The sequence below is a fragment of the Mycobacterium sp. IDUB_5 genome, from assembly GCF_055419565.1.
In genome coordinates this window covers 114,534-131,603 of sequence record NZ_JBVAXX010000002.1, presented here as the reverse complement: position 1 = coordinate 131,603, position 17,070 = coordinate 114,534, and the positions used below count along the sequence as shown (strand labels likewise).

The window sequence follows — 17,070 nt, the reverse complement described above, 5'->3', positions numbered from 1 at the left end:
AGGCGGCGAGAAGAGGCGCCGCTGCGTAGCACCGGCAGTAATACCTGGGGCGTCCATTGCGACAATCACAGCGTGACATCTCGCATCTCCGTCCTCGCCGCACTGGGCGCCGCCCTCGCCATCGCAGCACCGGTCGCCGCTACCACCGCCGCAGCACCCGCCCAGGCCGATCCCGGCGTCGACGTGTTCCTCTCCGCGCTGGACCACTACCGACTGGGCGATATCGATCCGGCCACCGCGGTCCGCGTTGAGGAGCAGGTGTGTCCGATGCTCTCCGAGCCGGGGCAGAACATGGCGAACGTCGCGGCCAAGGTCGCCGACGAGCTGGGCCGACCGCTCGGACCGGCGACCATGTTCACCGGTCTGGCCATTCAGATCATGTGCCCGCGCGCCGTCAGCGCGCTCACCGATGGGGTGCCGTTCTCGTTCATGCGGTGAGCGCTCGACGGCCGCGACCGCGCGCAGAGTGCACGCGGTTCGCGGCGCGTCGGCGTACAAACCCGCGCGCTCGCCGAACCGACGCTCGCCGAACCGAAGCTAGCCGAACGCGGTGTCGATGATTTCCTGCTGCTCGACGGCGTGCACCTTCGACGAACCCGATGACGGCGCCGACATCGCCCGCCGCGAGATCCGCTTGATCCCGGCGAGGTGGTCGGGCAGCAGCTCGGGCAGCGTCAGCCCCATCGTCGGCCAGGCACCCTGGTTCGCCGGCTCTTCCTGGACCCAGAACTTCTCGGTGGCGTTCGGGTAGCGGTCCAGCGTCTCAGCCAGCCGCCGCCGGGGCAGCGGCGCCAGTTGCTCGACGCGCACGATCGCGACGTCCTCCCGCTTGTCCTTGGCCTTGCGCGCCGCCAGCTCGTAGTAGAGCTTGCCGCTGGTCAGCAGGATGCGCGTGACCTTCGACCGGTCACCGTCGCCCTCGTCGTAGGTGGGCTCCTCGAGCACCGACCGGAACTTCTGCTCGGTGAACTCCTTGAGATCACTCACCGCCGCCTTGTTGCGCAGCATGGACTTCGGAGTGGCGACGATCAGCGGCCGCTGGATGCCGTCGAGGCCGTGGCGACGCAGCAGGTGGAAGTAGTTCGCCGGTGTGGACGGCATCGCGATCGTCATCGAGCCCTCGGCCCACAGCAGCAGGAACCGCTCGATGCGGGCCGACGTGTGGTCAGGACCCTGGCCCTCGTGGCCGTGCGGCAGCAGCAGCACGACGTCGGAGAGCTGACCCCACTTGGCCTCACCGGAGCTGATGAACTCGTCGATGATCGATTGCGCACCGTTGACGAAGTCGCCGAACTGGGCCTCCCACAGCACCAGCGCATCGGGGTTGCCCACCGAGTAGCCGTATTCGAAGCCGACGGCGGCGTATTCCGAGAGCGCCGAGTCGTAGACCATGAACCGGCCGCCGGTCGGGTTGCCGTCGGAGTCGACGGTCAGCAGGTCCAGCGGGGTGAACTCCTTGCCGCTCTTGCGGTCGATGATCACTGAGTGCCGCTGGGTGAACGTGCCGCGGCGGGTGTCCTGGCCGGTCATGCGGATCGTCTTGCCTTCGGCCAGGAAGGTGCCCAGTGCCAGCAGCTCGGCGAACGCCCAGTCGACCTTGCCCTCGTAGGCCATCTCGCGGCGCTTCTCGAGCACCGGCTTGACGCGCGGGTGCACGTTGAAGTCCTCGCCGTACGCCAGGTGCGCGTCGCCGATGCGTTGCAGCAGCGACTTGTCGACCGCGGTGTTCATCCCGGCGGGGACCATCTGGTCGGATTCCACCGAATGGCTGGGTTCGACGGCGTGCTTCTCGAGTTCGCGGACCTCGTTGAAGACCCGTTCGAGTTGGCCCTGGTAGTCGCGCAGCGCGTCCTCGGCCTCCTTCATCGAGATGTCGCCGCGGCCGATCAGCGCCTCGGTGTAGGTCTTGCGGACTCCGCGCTTGGTGTCGATGACGTCGTACATGTTGGGCTGCGTCATCGACGGGTCGTCACCCTCGTTGTGCCCGCGGCGCCGGTAGCACAGCATGTCGATGACGACGTCCTTCTTGAACTTCTGGCGGAAGTCCACGGCCAGCTTGGCCACCCACACCGCGGCCTCGGGGTCGTCGCCGTTGACGTGGAAGATCGGCGCGCCGATCATCTTGGCCACGTCGGTGCAGTACTCCGACGAGCGCGAGTCGTACGGCGATGTGGTGAAGCCGATCTGGTTGTTGACGATGATGTGGATCGTGCCGCCCGTGCGGTACCCGCGCAGCAGCGCCAGATTCAGCGTCTCGGCGACCACGCCCTGCCCGGCGAATGCAGCATCACCGTGCAGCATCATCGGCACGACGGTGAAGTCGTTGCTGCCGTTGGTCTCCTCGCCGGTGTCGAGCAAGTCCTGCTTGGCGCGCACGATGCCTTCGAGGACCGGGTCGACGGCCTCGAGGTGGCTGGGGTTGGCCACCAGTGACACCGCGATGTCGTTGTCGCCGAACATCTGGATGTAGGTGCCTGTGGCGCCGAGGTGGTACTTGACGTCGCCGGAGCCGTGCGCCTGCGACGGATTCAGGTTGCCCTCGAACTCGGTGAAGATCTGGCTGTAGGGCTTGCCGACGATGTTGGCGAGCACGTTGAGCCGGCCGCGGTGGGGCATGCCGATGACGACCTCGTGCAGCCCGTGTTCGGCGGCCTGGTCGATCGCGGCGTCCATCATCGGGATGACGGTCTCCGCGCCCTCCAGTGAGAAGCGTTTCTGTCCAACGTATTTGGTCTGCAGGAACGTCTCGAAGGCTTCCGCGGCGTTCAGCTTGGAGAGGATGTACTTCTGCTCGGCGACCGTCGGCTTCTCGTGCTTGATCTCGATGCGGTCCTGGAGCCACTGCTGCTGCTCGGGCTCGAGGATGTGCGTGTACTCGACGCCGACGTGGCGGCAGTAGGCGTCGCGCAGCAGGCCCAGGATGTCGCGCAGCTTCTTGTGCGTCTGCCCGGCGAATCCGTTGACCTTGAACTCGCGGTCGAGGTCCCACAGCGTCAGCCCGTGGGTGTTGACGTCGAGGTCGGGGTGGCTGCGGAAGCGGGTGTTGTCCAGGCGCAGCGGGTCGATGTCGGCCATCAGGTGGCCGCGGTTGCGGTACGCCGCGATCAGTTCGATGACGCGCGCGTTCTTGTCTTCGATGGAGTCGGGGTTGTCGATGCGCCAGCGCACCGGCTCGTAGGGGATGCCGAGCTCGCGGAAGATCTCGTCGTAGAACTCGTCGTCGAGCAGCAGTTGATGGATCGTGCGCAGGAAGTCACCCGACTCCGCACCCTGGATGATGCGGTGGTCGTAGGTCGACGTGAGCGTCATCAGCTTGCCGACGCCGACCTCGTTGATGCGTTCCGAGCTGGCGCCCTGGAACTCCGCGGGGTACTCCATTGCACCGGCGCCGATGATCGCGCCCTGGCCCTGCATCAGCCGCGGCACCGAGTGGACGGTGCCGATGGTGCCCGGGTTGGTGAGCGAAATCGTCACGCCGGCAAAGTCTTCGGCGGTCAGCTTGCCGTCGCGCGCGCGGCGCACGATGTCCTCGTAGGCGGCGATGAACTGACTGAAACTCATGGTCTCGCAGTTCTTGATCGACGCGACGACCAGTTGCCGGCCCCCGTTCTTGCCCACCAGGTCGATCGCGAGGCCGAGGTTGGTGTGCGCGGGTGTGACCGAGGTGGGCTTCCCGTCGATCTCGGCGAAGTGCCGGTTCATGTTCGGGAACTTCTTGACCGCCTGCACGATCGCGTACCCCAGCAGATGGGTGAACGAGATCTTGCCGCCGCGAGTGCGCTTGAGGTGGTTGTTGATGACGATGCGGTTGTCGATCATCGCCTTGGCCGGGATGGCCCGCACGCTGGTGGCGGTCGGCACGACCAGAGACGCCGACATGTTCTTGACGACGGCCGCGGCGGCGCCGCGCAGCACCTGCGTTTCGTCGCCGCCATCGTCTGTGGCCCCTGAAGTGGCCCCTGAAGCGGCGGCCGCCGGTTCCTTCTTCTGCGGCGCCTTCTCGGGGGCTTTGGCCGCGGGTTCCTTCTTCTTTTCCGGTGCCTTTTCGGTCGCCTTCTCGGCGGGCTCGGCCTTGGGCGGGGCTGGCTTCGCCGGGGCCTTCGTGGCCGCGGCGCCGTTGCTGCTCGCGGCCTTCGGCGGCGGCGCCTTGGCGGGTTCGGGCGGGCTCATCGGACCTGACGAGCGCGCCGACGAACCGTTCGCGCGCGCCGGGGCACTGCTGGCGGCGTCGGTGGTGGGTTCGGGGGAGTAGTCGACGAGGAACTCGTGCCAACTCGGGTCCACCGACGAGGGATCCTCGCGGAACTTGCGGTACATCTCTTCGACCAACCACTCGTTCTGACCGAATGGTGAAGGTGAATTCACGGCTGCTGTTCGCCTCAATTCTTCGTTTTCGGCCAGTGCTCCGCGGCAGCCGGCCACCCCTTAATGAACCCGGTGTGCGGTCACCCGCAATTCCGCCGCATCAAGGCTAGCGCTTCCGCGACCGGGGGGACCAGGCAACGTCTGTATGGGTCGTTGTGGTCATAGAGAACACTCACGCGAACATCTGCGAACACTCACGCGAACACGCGAATGCCGTCTCAGGAGGGCGGGGCGGGGAGCAGATGCAGCTGCGACGGCCAGCGCGGCGGCGGAGCGCCGAAGGCGTCGCGGGCGTTCTGCACGATCTTCTTGGCCATCATCCGGTTACCGACCCCACCGACGACGGCGCCGATGCCGACGGGCAGCATCTTGCCGAACATCATCGCGCCCCGCTTGAGGGTGTAGCGCTTGACGAAGTACCTCAGCAGACGGTTGTTCAGTTGAGACACAGCGGGCAGCGGCAGCGAGGCGGCACCGTCGGACAGCCAACCGCCGCTGGTGCGGCCACGGCCGAGCAGGTCGGCGATCGCGCCCTTGCTGTCGTCGCCGACGAGCACGGCCAGCACGAGGGCGCGGCGCCGTTCGCGTTCTTCGGCGGGCACGCCGTGCACCTCGGCGACGGCCAGCACGAACACCGAGGTGGCCTCCAGGAACACCACGGTCTCTCCGGCAACCGCGGACAGTGCGACCAGGGTGCCGATGCCGGGGAAGGCCGCTGCGGAGCCGACCGCCGCACCACTGGCCATCACCGCCGCCATGTAGTGCTTCTCGAGCTTGGTGATGATCTCGGCCGGCGTCGCGCCCGGAGTGCTCTCCCGGAGTCGGCCGACGTAGGCGCGCACGGCGGGTGCCTGGACCCGGGCGCCGCGCTCGATGATCTGGCTGAGCGCCTTGGCGGCAGCGCTGGGATCGTCCTCGCGTACTGCGGGCTCCTTGCTCTTCGCCCGTGACCATGCACTCATCGATCGGCCTCTCATCGAGTGGATCTATTCCCAGGCTAATCCCTGTTGACACCCGGAAAACGAATGACGACCCGGTGAGGGTGCCCGAGGTGACGGCGGTCACTGTTCGCCGAGAGGGGAAGGATTTATTGGGAAGCGACGCTAACCATGTGCATGGCAGTATCCCCTGATGTGGACCTGACGCCGCTCGACACCACCCGTGGAGTGGCTCCCGAACCCCCGACCGCTCCCAGCCGCCTGCGCATGATCGTGGTGCTGGGCTTGCTGGTCGCCCTCGGTCCGCTGACGATCGACATGTACCTGCCGGCGCTACCGGGGATCGCCGACGAGCTGTCGGTGTCGTCGTCTGTGGCGCAGTTGACGCTGACGGGCACGCTGGCCGGCCTCGCGCTGGGGCAGCTGATCATCGGGCCGCTGTCGGACTCGCTCGGCCGTCGCAAGCCGTTGATCGGCGGCATCGTGCTGCACATGCTGGCGTCGGTGCTGTGTCTGTTCGCACCCAACATTGCGGTGCTGGGTGTTGCGCGCGGTCTGCAGGGTGTCGGGGCGGCCGCAGGCATGGTGGTCGCGCTCGCGGTGGTCGGTGATCTGTACAAGGACAACGTCGCCGCGACGGTGATGTCGCGGCTGATGCTGGTCCTCGGTGTGGCGCCGGTGCTCGCCCCGTCGCTGGGTGCGGCGGTCCTGCTCCACGCGTCCTGGCACTGGATCTTCGCTGCGCTGGTCGTCCTCGCCGCTGCGCTGCTGGTGATGGCTGTGCTGGCTCTTCCGGAGACGCTGCCGGTCGTGCATCGCCGGCCCTTGAAGGTGGTCGGTATCGCACGCACCTACGTCGAACTGCTGCGCGACACCCGCTTCGTGATCCTCGTCCTCGTCGCGGCGCTCGGCATGTCCGGACTGTTCGCCTACATCGCGGGTGCCTCGTTCGTCCTGCAGGGCCGCTACGGCATCGACCAGACGGCGTTCGCGCTGGTGTTCGGCGCCGGCGCGATCGCGCTGATCGGCTCGACGCAGTTCAACGTCGTGCTGCTGCGCCGGTTCTCGCCGCAGCAGATCATGGTGTGGGCGTTGGCCGTGGCGTCGGTGTTCGGTGCTGTGTTCGTCGCGCTGGCGGCCGCTCACGTGGGCGGGCTGTTCGGATTCGTCGTCCCGGTGTGGGCGATCCTGGCGGCGATGGGCTTGGTGATCCCGAACGCACCGGCGGTCGCACTCACCCGGCATCCGGATGCCTCGGGCACAGCGGCGGCGCTGCTCGGTGCCTTCCAATTCGGCCTGGGCGCAGCCGTTGCGCCCCTGGTCGGCGTGCTGGGCAACGACGAGTTGGCGATGGCCGGGGTGATGGCCACCGGTGTGGTGGTCGCTCTGGTCGCGCTGTTGCTGACCGGCGCGCACCGGGCGCCCGCACCCGACTTGTCGTGACTCGTGCCGATCCGTAGCGTCGGCGCGAACCGTTTCCACACCTGACGTCGATGGCTGAATGTCTTCCACCATGCTCGATTTCGTGACGCCACGCTCCCGACCGGCCAATCCATGGCACGCGCTGTGGGCGCTTCTCGTGGGCTTCTTCATGATCCTGGTCGACGCGACGATCGTCGCCGTCGCGAATCCCGCGATCATGTCCGCACTCGGCGTCGGGTACGACGCCGTGATCTGGGTCACCAGCGCCTACCTGCTGGCCTACGCCGTACCGCTGCTCGTGTCCGGTCGCCTCGGTGATCGCTACGGGCCGCGCAACGTCTACCTGGTCGGCCTGTCGGTGTTCACGTTGGCCTCGCTGTGGTGCGGGCTGGCCGAGAGCATCGGCATGCTCGTCGCGGCTCGGGTCCTGCAAGGTGTCGGTGCTGCGCTGCTCACGCCGCAGACCCTGTCGGTGATCACCCGGACGTTCCCCGCCGAGCGGCGAGGTGTCGCGATGAGCGTCTGGGGCGCGACGGCGGGGGTGGCCACGCTCGTGGGCCCGCTGGCCGGTGGCGTGCTGGTCGACCACCTGGGCTGGCAGTGGATCTTCTTCGTCAACGTTCCCGTCGGCGTGCTGGGTCTGGTGCTGGCGCTGCGGCTGGTGCCCGCGCTGCCCACCCAGAGCACACGCGTCGACGTCTTGGGCGTGGCGTTGTCGGCGGTGGGCTTGTTCCTGATCGTGTTCGGTCTGCAAGAGGGGCAGGCCCACGACTGGGCGCCGTGGATCTGGGCGGCGATCGGGGTGGGGGTCGCGGTCATGGCCGTGTTCGTGATGTGGCAGTCGGTCACCCGCGGTGAGCCGCTCATCCCGCTGTCGATATTCGGTGACCGTGACTTCTCGATGTCGAACCTCGGCATCGCGACGATGGGGTTCGTCGCGACGTCGATGATCCTGCCCCTGATGTTCTATGCGCAGGCGGTGTGCGGTCTGACGCCGACGCGCGCGGCGCTGCTGACCGCGCCGATGGCAGTGGCGACGGGCGTGCTGGCGCCGATCGTCGGCAAGATCGTGGATCGCGCTCATCCCCGCCCGGTGATCGGGTTCGGGTTCTCGATGCTGGCCATCGCGCTGACCTGGTTGTCGTTCGACATGACGCCGACGACTCCGATCTGGCGGTTGGTGGTGCCGCTGACCCTGATGGGTGTGGGTATGGCGTTCATCTGGTCGCCGCTGGCCGCGACGGCCACCCGGAACCTTCCGCCGCATGTGGCCGGTGCCGGCTCCGGGGTGTACAACACCACCCGCCAGGTCGGCTCGGTGCTGGGCAGCGCGGGTATGGCCGCGTTCCTGGCGTCGCGGTTGTCAGCGGAGATGCCGGGCGCGCCCGGCGGTGCGGGAGCGTCGGAGAGCGGCGTCGGGCAGCTACCCGGCTTCCTCCACGCCCCGTTCTCGGCAGCCATGTCGCAGGCGATGCTGCTGCCGGCGTTCATCGCGCTCTTCGGGGTGGTCGCCGCGCTCTTCCTGACGGGCGGGGTGCACCGGCGCTGGGCGCCGCCGGCCGACACCGGGGCCGACGCAGACGCCGATGCCGACGACGACGGTGACTGGGTTGATGACGATGACTACGTGGAGTACGTCGTCGACTGGGAGCCCCACGAGCCCGACACCGACGTGTTGGAGCGGGTGACCGACAGCGGCGGCGGCCGGCACGCGCGGGGCTAGCCGCGTTCCATCAGCGCACTCAGTTGCGCATTGGTCTTGGTCAGCGCCGTGGTCAGGGCGCCGAACGCGCGGTCGCGCACGCGGACCTTGTCGCCGAAGTCGGGGAACAGGTCGCGCAGCACGTTGAGTCGCGAGGCCTTGAGCCAGTCCATCAATTCGGGGTCCTGTAGCCATCTCACTTGAGCGGTGTTGTCGGACAGCAGGATTCGAAGCCAGTCCACCGGGGCATCGGGGTGGGTGATGGGTGCGCACAGATCGTTGCGGACGTCGTCGTCGCCGTAGGCGGCCTCCACGTGGGCGATGAACGCCGAGCTGAACACCTGCTGGCATCCCCGCACGCTCTGCAGTGTCATCCGGTCACCGTCGAACACCGGCACCGACGGCGGACGCGGCAGTCCCTGCGTCGTGCAGTCCACGTACAGCGACGGGGTGGCGGTCGCGATCTCGCCGTCGCGCAACACGATTCGGTCGTGCTCGGCGCGTTGGAGATGGCCGAGCCGCACCACGTCGTCGATCAGGCGCAGCTGCTCGAGCTCGCCGGAGGACACGATCGCGCAGTGGTACATCGTCGGGGTGACGTCGGGATCGAGCCGGAACAGGGTCGCGTCGGCCTCGAGCCGGGTCAGCAGATCGTCGACGGAGGTGGCCTCGGCGACCGCAGCCATCCGGGAGGCGATCGACTCCCGCATCGTTTTGACGAACTGCTCGCCCGGCTGGATGTTCGCCCGGTTCAGCAGCCACGAGTCGCGCGGCATGATCCACCGGAGGTTCTCGGGCGGGACGCCGGAGCGCATCAGCCACAGACAGCAGTCCATGCCGGTCTTGCCGCCGCCGACGATCGTGTAGTGCTGGCGGCCCGCTGCGCGGCGGGGCAGGTCGTTCGGGGTGACGACGTCGATGCCGTCGGCCACCGAGAACGGCGCCGAGCGCATCGACTGCACCACGGTCAGCAGGTAGGTCGCATCGACCACCCTCCGCCGCACGGTGACGTCGTGCTCGGTCCCGTCGAGGGTGCGAAACCTGTTGTCGCCCAGGTAGTGCGAGGACGGATAGTAGGACAGCCGGCCCGTGGGCAGCATCTGGTGGCGCATCACCTGGTCGTAGTAGGCGCACACCTCGTGACCGGTCGCCAGCTCGAAGAAACCCTCGTTGGGGCCCGACTCGTCGATCCAGTCCTCGTTGCCCAGCGCGCGGGAATTCACGCCGTAGTAGGCCGAGGGCTGGTGCAGCCGGACGAACGGATACACCCAGTTCCAATGCCCGCCGGGCTGGTGGTTCTCGTCGACGAGCACGATCGTGGCATCGGTTTCGGTGAGCATCGTGTCGACGAACGCCATCCCCATCGCGCCTGCGCCGATCACCAGGTAGTCGGCCTCGATGCTCGTCATCGCCGCCACGCTACGTGACGCCTGGCACTCAGCTGAACAGCACCGCGGGGTTCAGATACCCGGTGGGGTCGAACGCGGCCTTCACCGCCCGCATCGCCGCGATGTCGGCGTCGGTGCGCGACATCGCGACGTAGTCGCGTTTGCGGGTCCCGACGCCATGTTCGGAGCTGACGTTGCCGTCGTGGCGCGCGATCAGCGCCATCATCGCGGTGTAGAGGGCGTGCTCGGGCTCGCCGGTGAGCGCGCACCGCACGATGTTGAGGTGCAGGTTGCCTTCGCCGACATGTCCGAACAACACCGGGATCGCGTCGGGCGCATGGTCGGCGATCAGTGTCACCGCCTCGGCGGCGAACGGTGTGATCGACGAGAGTGGCAGTGAGACATCGAATTTCAGCGGTGGGCCGTAGACGCCGAGTACCTCGGCGACTGCCTCGCGGACCTGCCAGAGCCGCTGCTGGGCGCTTGCGTCGACACCGACGGCGGGCTCGCCGCACAGGTCGGCGTCGGCCAGCGCGTCGGCCAGCCGCTCGGTCAGGTCTGTGTCGCCGGCCAACTCGATGAGCAGCAACCAGTCACCACCGACCGGGGCGGCGACGCCGACGTGCTCGGCGGTCAGCGCGCTGGCCCGGGCGTCGATGAGCTCGAGTGCCGCGATGCCGTCGGTGTCCCGGAACACCCGGGCGGTCGCCAGCAGCGCGTCGAGGTCGGTGAACCCGCAGATCGCGGTCACGCGGTGGCGGGGCGTGGGGTGCAGTCGCAGATCCAGCCCGGTGATCACGCCCAGCGTGCCCTCGGCGCCGACGAACAGCGACGCCAGGTCGTAGCCGGTGTTGTCGCTGCGCACCTGGCTGTGCCGGTGCACGATCGACCCATCGGGCAGTACCACGTCGAGGCCCAGAACCTGTTCGCCCATGTTGCCGTAGCTGACGGTGCGCAGCCCGCCGGCGTTGGTCGACGCCATCCCGCCGACGGTCGCCGAATCGCGGGCGGCCAGATCGACGCCGAAGACCAGGCCGGCGGCTGTCGCGGCCCGCTGCACCTCGGCCAGCGTCACCCCGGCCCCGACGTGCACCCGCCGCTCCACGGTGTCGACCTCGCCGATCTCGCGCAGCCGCTCGGTGGACAGCAGCACGTCGTCGTGCTCGGGCACCGTGCCCGCCACCAACGACGTCCGGCCGCCCTGCACGGTCACGCTGACTCCCGCGTCGCGGCAGGCGGTGAGCACTGCGGCGACCTCGTCGGCGGAACCGGGGCGCACCAGGACCGCGGCCCGGCCGCGATAGCGCCCGGTGTGGTCGACGCTGCGGCCCTCGAGCACGTCGGGATCGGTGCTCACCTGCGAGGCGCCGACGATCGCCGCGAGGTGTTCGGTCAGCGCTTCGGTCATGGGCCCGGTGTATCACACGACGAGAGCGACAGGAACGCGCCCAATTCGACCAGGCGGTCAGGCGTGCTGGGCAGGTACTCGGTGAGCTGCGGTGAGCGCACGACCACCGCCAGGTACTTCGCGCGGCTGATCGCGACGTTGAGGCGATTCCTGTTGAGCAGGAACGCGATTCCGCGGGGAACCTCGTCGATCGAGGACGCCGTCATCGACACGAACACCACCGGGGCCTGCTGGCCCTGGAACTTGTCGACCGTGCCCACCCGGACGTCGGCGAACCCGGCGGCGTCGAGGTGGCCGCGCACCTGCACGACCTGCGCGTTGTACGGGGTGACCACGAGCACGTCGTCCTGAGTGAGCGGGCGGGTGCTGTCCTCGTCGGTCCAGTCCGCACCGAGCAGGTCGCGGATCGCGGCGACGATCGCCGCCGCCTCCTCCGGGCTGTCGGTGACGTTGCCGTGGTGCTCGACGGCCAGGGTGTGGATACCGGGTGCGACTCCGGCGAGCCGGCGCGCGGCGGTCACCGGTTCGTGGGACTGCAGCCGGTTGTCGTATGACAGGCGCGACACGCCGCGGCACACCTGCGGATGCATCCGGTAGGAGCAGTGCAGGAAGTAGCCGCGCTCGGGCGGCAGGGTGTGGTGACCGTCGACCAGCCACGCCAGCGCCGAGCCGTCCACCGGTTCCGGATGGGTGCCCTGGCTGACCTGCGGCAGCTGCTGCGGGTCGCCGAGCAGCAGCAGGTTCTGCGATGCGCGGGCCACCGCGATCGTGTTGGCGAGGCTGAACTGGCCGGCTTCTTCCACGACGAGCAGGTCCAGCGATGCGGCAGGGACACGACGCTCGTTGGCGAAGTCCCACGCGGTGCCGCCGATCACGCAACCGTCGTGCTCGGCGACGAACGCCGGGTAGTCCTTCTCGTCGACCTCCTGCCACGGGGCGCCGACGGACTTCTTCTTGCCCACCCGTGCGCCGTCGACCCCGGCCGCGAGGATTCCGGCGAAGAGGTTCTCCACGACCGCGTGCGCCTGGGCGACGACCCCGACCCGCCAGCCGTGGTCGTTGACCAGCCGGGCGATGACCTGGGCGGCGGTGAACGTCTTGCCGGTGCCGGGCGGGCCGTGCACCGCGAGGTAGGACGCGTCGAGATCGAGCAGCGCGGCCGTGATGTCGTCGACGACGACGCCGGAGTCGGGCAGCGTGGCGCCGCTGCGGGTGCGTGGCGCCCGCCGCAGCAGCAGGTCGGTCATCGCGCCCGGGCGCAGCCGCGGCAGCGCATCGGCGACGTCGGCGGCGATCGCCGCGATCGAGTCGGCGAGCGGCCGGGTGCTGATCGGCGGGCCGGGTGTCAACGCGAACGGCACCTGGCTGAACACGTCGCCGTCCTTGGGTTGCCGCTCGATGACGGTCACCTCGGTGGGGGCGTCGATGTTGTCGCACTCGACCACCGAGACGGTGGCGAAGCCGCGCCGGTCGGGGTCGTCGGCCAGGCCCGCCGGTGCGGGCGGGTCGTAGAGCGCGTACATGTCGCGGTCCAGATCACCGTTGGCAATCTCGCCGCGAAGAACCAAGCGGCGCTGTGGTTTCCGAGCCCGCGGCGGCTGGTGCCAATCCTCGGCGATGTCGTGGTCGTCGACCAGGAACACCCCGCTGCTATCCGCCCACTCCTCCACGGGGTTGTTCACCCGGTCGAAGTGTCCCCACCAGAACGGCTTGTCCTCGCGCTGGTGAAAGCCCTTGGCGGCAGCGATCATCGCGACAGCCGTCTGCTCGGGCGTGCGCGGCTCCACGCCGTCACCGGCGAACTTGAGTAACCGCCGTTCGACCGCATCCGGCTCGACCGCCGGTACCGTCGCGCCGTCGACCGGCACGGGCCCGCGGGGCGGCACCCCGGCTTCGATCGCGCGCGCCACCAGCCAGTCACGTAGGCGGCGCGTCGAGCGGCAGTCGTAGCGGTTGTACTCCTCGATCTCTTTGAGCACCGTCGCGGCGTCGTCGACGCGGCCGGCATCCCGCAGTTCGCAGTAGTGGGCGTACTCGGTGATCGACGCGGTGGCCGTGGTGACCTCACCGTCGCGCAACTCGTTGCCCATGTACAACGGTTCCAGGCTCTTGATGCTGTAGTTCTCGGTGCCGACCCGAATGCTCTTGCGCACCAACGGATACAGGTCGACCAGCACGCCCTCGCGGAGCAGCTCGTCCACGTCGCGTTCGCCGACGCCGTAGCGGCCGGCCAGCCGCAGCAGCGTGCTCTTCTCGTAGGCCGCGTAGTGGTAGATGTGCATGCGGGGGTAGCGGCGCCGCCGCTTGCGGACCAGGTCGAGAAACGCGACCAGCGCCGCGCGTTCGTCGGCGCGGGTGTGCGCCCACAGCGGGGAGAACTCGTCGGCGACGGTCAGCACACCCCACAGGTATTCGAGGCCCCACTCGCGGCCGTCGGCGGTCCACAGCGGATCACCCTCGAAGTCGAAGAAGAGGTCGCCCTTGTCGGCGTCGGGCAGCACCATCAGCGGTTGCGGGTCCACGACGCGGTAGGGCGGCTTGCCGTCGACCCGGTCGGCGATCTGCAGGCGTGCCTGTGAGGTCAGTGCGCCGACGGCGCGGGGGGACAGGTCGGGCACAGCGTTCTCGTGGGCGGCGAGCTCGCGCACGGTCGTGATGCCGGCGTCGAGCAGCCGGGCGCGCTGGCTGACCCGCATGCCCGCGACCAGTAGCAGATCGTCGTGGGCGCGGACCTGCTCCTCGCAGTCGGCGCACCGGAAACAAGCGCGCACGGACTCGTCCTCCCACGTCGCCGGAGTCCCTCCGGCTTCGTGCCGGTCGAGCAGATGCTGCAGCGCGGCGCGGCGAGGTCGGTACACCGGTAGCAGCTCGTCGACGGGGTAGCTGACGGTGGCCCCGTCGCCGAGAACGAGATCGACCTCGGGTGCGACGGGCACCCCGGCCGCGGCCAGCGTGTCGACGTAGGCGGCCAGCTGCAGCAGGGCCTCGACCTTCACCGAGCGGGCCAGCTTGGTGTCGCGCAGGCGGTAGCGGGGGCCCTTCTCGGACTGCTCGAGCAGCAGGAAGTCGGCGAACCCGACGAACCGGCCGTCGAACATCGCGGCTTGGTAGATCACCGGTGCGCGCCGCTCGATCGCCCGCAGCGTCTGCTCCGCCGCCGCGGTCAGCCCTGCGAGGGTGTAGTCGGGCCGACCGATGACGGTGATCTCGGCGTCGGCACGCAGCGCGTCGAGGTGCCTGCGCTCGTGCTCGTCGCCCAAGTGCGATGTGCGCGCGAGCATCTCGTCATCGCTGGCGATCGCCGCGCTACGGCCGAGCTTGACGTCGAACGAGCGCAGCAGCGCGTACTCGCAGCGGGCGGCCGCGGCGAGATCGGAGGCGCTGTAGACGACCCGGCCGTCGATGACGAACACGCCGCCACTGTAGGGCAGCCCACCGACGCCGCACCCCGCCGCAGACCGCGCCCGTACGCCTCAGCGCGGCGTGTTGCCGATCAGCTCGACTCCGCTGCCGTTCCAGCGGAACTTGACGATGCTGTCCAGCCCGGGCGTGCCGCCGGAGTACTTCAGCGCGACGGTGTCGCCGGTGGTGCCGGTGCTGTCGAGACCGTTGAAGCCGTAGGTGTCCGGCACCCCGGTGGGGATGAACTTGCCGCGGTGGAACAGCACGGCCCGGGTGTTGGCGTTCTGCGAGTTGGTGTTGGCCTTGACGATCACCGCGGACAGCTGCGCGCACTCGTTGTAGTTGCCGGCCACCGGTTCGGGGCTCCACGCCTGCTTGCTGCGCGGGTCGCGGGGGAGTTGGGACACCGCGTTCGCGATCTCGGGGGCGGCGAGGTCGGTGGCGCAGGGATCGGCGGCGGGCGCAGGTCCCGGCGGCGGCCCGACCGGCGCCACGGTCGGCGCAGGTGCTGCCGAGGGAGCCGCCGAGGCCGTCGGACCCGGCGTTTTCGATGCGGTCGAATCACCTGAGCCGCAGCCCGCGAGGACGAGGGCTGCGGCACCCATCACTGCTGCCCACTTCACAACAGGCGACCGTACCGGCACTGCGCCGACACCGGCCATCAGGCGCGCGGCAGGACGGAGCCGGAAAGGGCACTAGACTGCCACCACGATGACCTCCTCGGATGTGACCCCCGCCAGCACGGATCTGCCCGTCGCCCCAACCTTCGCCGACCTGCAGATCCACCCCTCCGTGCTGCAGGCGGTCAGCGACGTCGGCTACGAGTCGCCGTCGCCGATTCAGGCGGCGACGATCCCCGCGATGCTGGCCGGTTCCGACGTCGTCGGGCTGGCCCAGACCGGTACGGGCAAGACCGCCGCGTTCGCCATCCCCATCCTGAGCAAGATCGACACCTCGAGCCGCACCACCCAGGCGCTGGTGTTGGCCCCGACCCGTGAGCTGGCGCTGCAGGTCGCCGAGGCGTTCAGCCGGTACGGCGCCCATCTGAACGTCAACGTGCTGCCGGTGTACGGCGGCAGCTCCTACGGGCCCCAGCTGGCGGGCCTGAAGCGGGGCGCCCAGATCGTCGTCGGCACGCCCGGCCGTGTGATCGACCATCTGGAGAAGGGCACGCTCGACGTCAGCCACCTCGACTACATGGTGCTCGACGAGGCCGACGAGATGCTGCAGATGGGGTTCGCCGAGGACGTCGAGCGCATCCTCGCCGACACGCCCGAGTACAAGCAGGTCGCGCTGTTCTCGGCGACCATGCCGCCGGCGATCAAGAAGATCACCGCCAAGTACCTGCACGATCCGGTCGAGGTCACGGTCAAGTCGAAGACCCAGACTGCCGAGAACATCACCCAGCGCTACATCCAGGTCTCCTATCCGCGGAAGATGGACGCGCTGACCCGGCTGCTCGAGGTGGAGCAGGGCGACGCGATGATCGTGTTCGTCCGCACCAAGCAGGCCACCGAGGAGGTGGCCGAGAAGCTCAAGGCCCGCGGGTTCGCGGCGGCGGCGATCAACGGCGACATCCCGCAGGCGGTGCGTGAACGCACGATCAACGCGCTCAAGGACGGTTCGATCGACATCCTGGTCGCGACCGACGTCGCTGCACGCGGCTTGGACGTCGAGCGCATCTCCCACGTGGTTAACTTCGACATCCCACACGACCCGGAGTCCTACGTGCACCGGATCGGTCGCACGGGCCGGGCCGGACGCTCCGGGACGGCGCTGCTGTTCGTCACACCGCGCGAACGGCATCTGCTCGGTGCCATCGAGCGGGTGACGCGGCAGAAACTGGTCGAGATCGAGCTGCCGTCGGTCGAGGACGTCAACGAGCGCCGCGTGCAGAAGTTCCGCGATTCGATCACCGAGGCGCTCGCCGCGCCGGGCATCGAGTTGTTCCGCACGCTGATCGAGAACTACGAGCGTGACCACGACGTGCCGATGGCCGACATCGCCGCCGCGCTGGCGCTGCAGAGTCGCGACGGCGAAGCGTTCTTGATGACCGAGCCGCCGCCGGAGAAGCGCCGCGAGAAGAAGGACCGCGCGGATCGTCCCGACCGTGACGGCGGTGACGGTCGAGGCCCGCGTAAGCAGCGGGAGCGCCGCAGCGACCTGGCTACCTACCGCATCGCGGTCGGCAAGAAGCACAAGGCCATGCCGGGTGCGATCGTCGGCGCGATCGCCAACGAGGGCGGCCTGCATCGCAGCGACTTCGGCCACATCGCGATCAAGTTGGACTACTCGCTGGTGGAGCTGCCGGCCAACCTGTCGCGGGAGACGCTGAAGAAGCTGGAGAACACCAAGATCCAGGGCCAGCTGATCCATCTGGAACCCGATCGCGGGCCGAAGGCGCGCTACAAAGATCGATGATCGCGTCATGACCCTGTCCTCGGG

At 68.8% G+C, this 17,070-nt stretch carries 10 protein-coding genes; 4 read left to right on the top strand and 6 right to left on the bottom strand.

Annotated features, from left to right (window positions below):
• Window positions 1–72 precede the first annotated feature (72 nt).
• Entirely contained in the window at window positions 73–438 is a 366-nt protein-coding gene (locus tag ACZY1G_RS05605) for a DUF732 domain-containing protein (RefSeq protein WP_463821844.1), read from the top strand.
• Between the two features lie 99 nt (window positions 439–537).
• Here ACZY1G_RS05605 and ACZY1G_RS05600 read toward each other — a convergent pair whose 3' ends face one another.
• Window positions 538–4,317, bottom strand: coding sequence for a multifunctional oxoglutarate decarboxylase/oxoglutarate dehydrogenase thiamine pyrophosphate-binding subunit/dihydrolipoyllysine-residue succinyltransferase subunit (locus tag ACZY1G_RS05600; protein WP_463822208.1), 3,780 nt, complete (start codon window positions 4,315–4,317; stop codon window positions 538–540).
• A gap of 266 nt (window positions 4,318–4,583) precedes the next feature.
• On the bottom strand, window positions 4,584–5,327 hold the full coding sequence (locus ACZY1G_RS05595; protein WP_463815607.1) for a hypothetical protein: 744 nt from the start codon (window positions 5,325–5,327) through the stop codon (window positions 4,584–4,586).
• A gap of 153 nt (window positions 5,328–5,480) precedes the next feature.
• Here ACZY1G_RS05595 and ACZY1G_RS05590 point away from each other — a divergent pair, with 153 nt between their 5' ends.
• Window positions 5,481–6,746, top strand: coding sequence for a multidrug effflux MFS transporter (locus ACZY1G_RS05590; protein WP_463821843.1), 1,266 nt, complete (start codon window positions 5,481–5,483; stop codon window positions 6,744–6,746).
• A gap of 70 nt (window positions 6,747–6,816) precedes the next feature.
• Window positions 6,817–8,448: a DHA2 family efflux MFS transporter permease subunit gene (locus ACZY1G_RS05585; RefSeq protein WP_463815832.1), complete on the top strand. Its 1,632-nt coding sequence runs from the start codon at window positions 6,817–6,819 to the stop codon at window positions 8,446–8,448.
• On the opposite strand, the gene ACZY1G_RS05580 is transcribed toward ACZY1G_RS05585, so the two are convergent.
• Genes ACZY1G_RS05580 through ACZY1G_RS05565 form a run of 4 tightly spaced genes read right to left on the bottom strand, consistent with a single transcriptional unit; the run spans window position 8,445 to window position 15,287 of the window.
• On the bottom strand, window positions 8,445–9,836 hold the full coding sequence (locus tag ACZY1G_RS05580) for an NAD(P)/FAD-dependent oxidoreductase (RefSeq protein WP_463821842.1): 1,392 nt from the start codon (window positions 9,834–9,836) through the stop codon (window positions 8,445–8,447). The two genes, ACZY1G_RS05585 and ACZY1G_RS05580, sit on opposite strands and share 4 nt — an antisense overlap.
• A 28-nt stretch (window positions 9,837–9,864) precedes the next feature.
• Window positions 9,865–11,223: an FAD-binding oxidoreductase gene (locus ACZY1G_RS05575; RefSeq protein ID WP_463821841.1), complete on the bottom strand. Its 1,359-nt coding sequence runs from the start codon at window positions 11,221–11,223 to the stop codon at window positions 9,865–9,867.
• Window positions 11,220–14,636: a TM0106 family RecB-like putative nuclease gene (locus ACZY1G_RS05570; RefSeq protein ID WP_463821840.1), complete on the bottom strand. Its 3,417-nt coding sequence runs from the start codon at window positions 14,634–14,636 to the stop codon at window positions 11,220–11,222. The genes ACZY1G_RS05575 and ACZY1G_RS05570 overlap by 4 nt, the downstream gene beginning before the upstream one ends.
• Window positions 14,637–14,696: 60 nt before the next feature.
• Window positions 14,697–15,287, bottom strand: a complete 591-nt coding sequence (locus ACZY1G_RS05565; protein WP_463815612.1) for an LppP/LprE family lipoprotein — start codon at window positions 15,285–15,287, stop codon at window positions 14,697–14,699.
• Window positions 15,288–15,336: 49 nt separating this feature from the next.
• Between ACZY1G_RS05565 and ACZY1G_RS05560 the strand changes: the two genes are divergently transcribed.
• Window positions 15,337–17,046 carry a DEAD/DEAH box helicase gene (locus tag ACZY1G_RS05560; protein WP_463815613.1) on the top strand — a complete coding sequence of 570 codons (1,710 nt, stop codon included), beginning with the start codon at window positions 15,337–15,339 and terminating at the stop codon, window positions 17,044–17,046.
• Window positions 17,047–17,070: the final 24 nt, after the last annotated feature.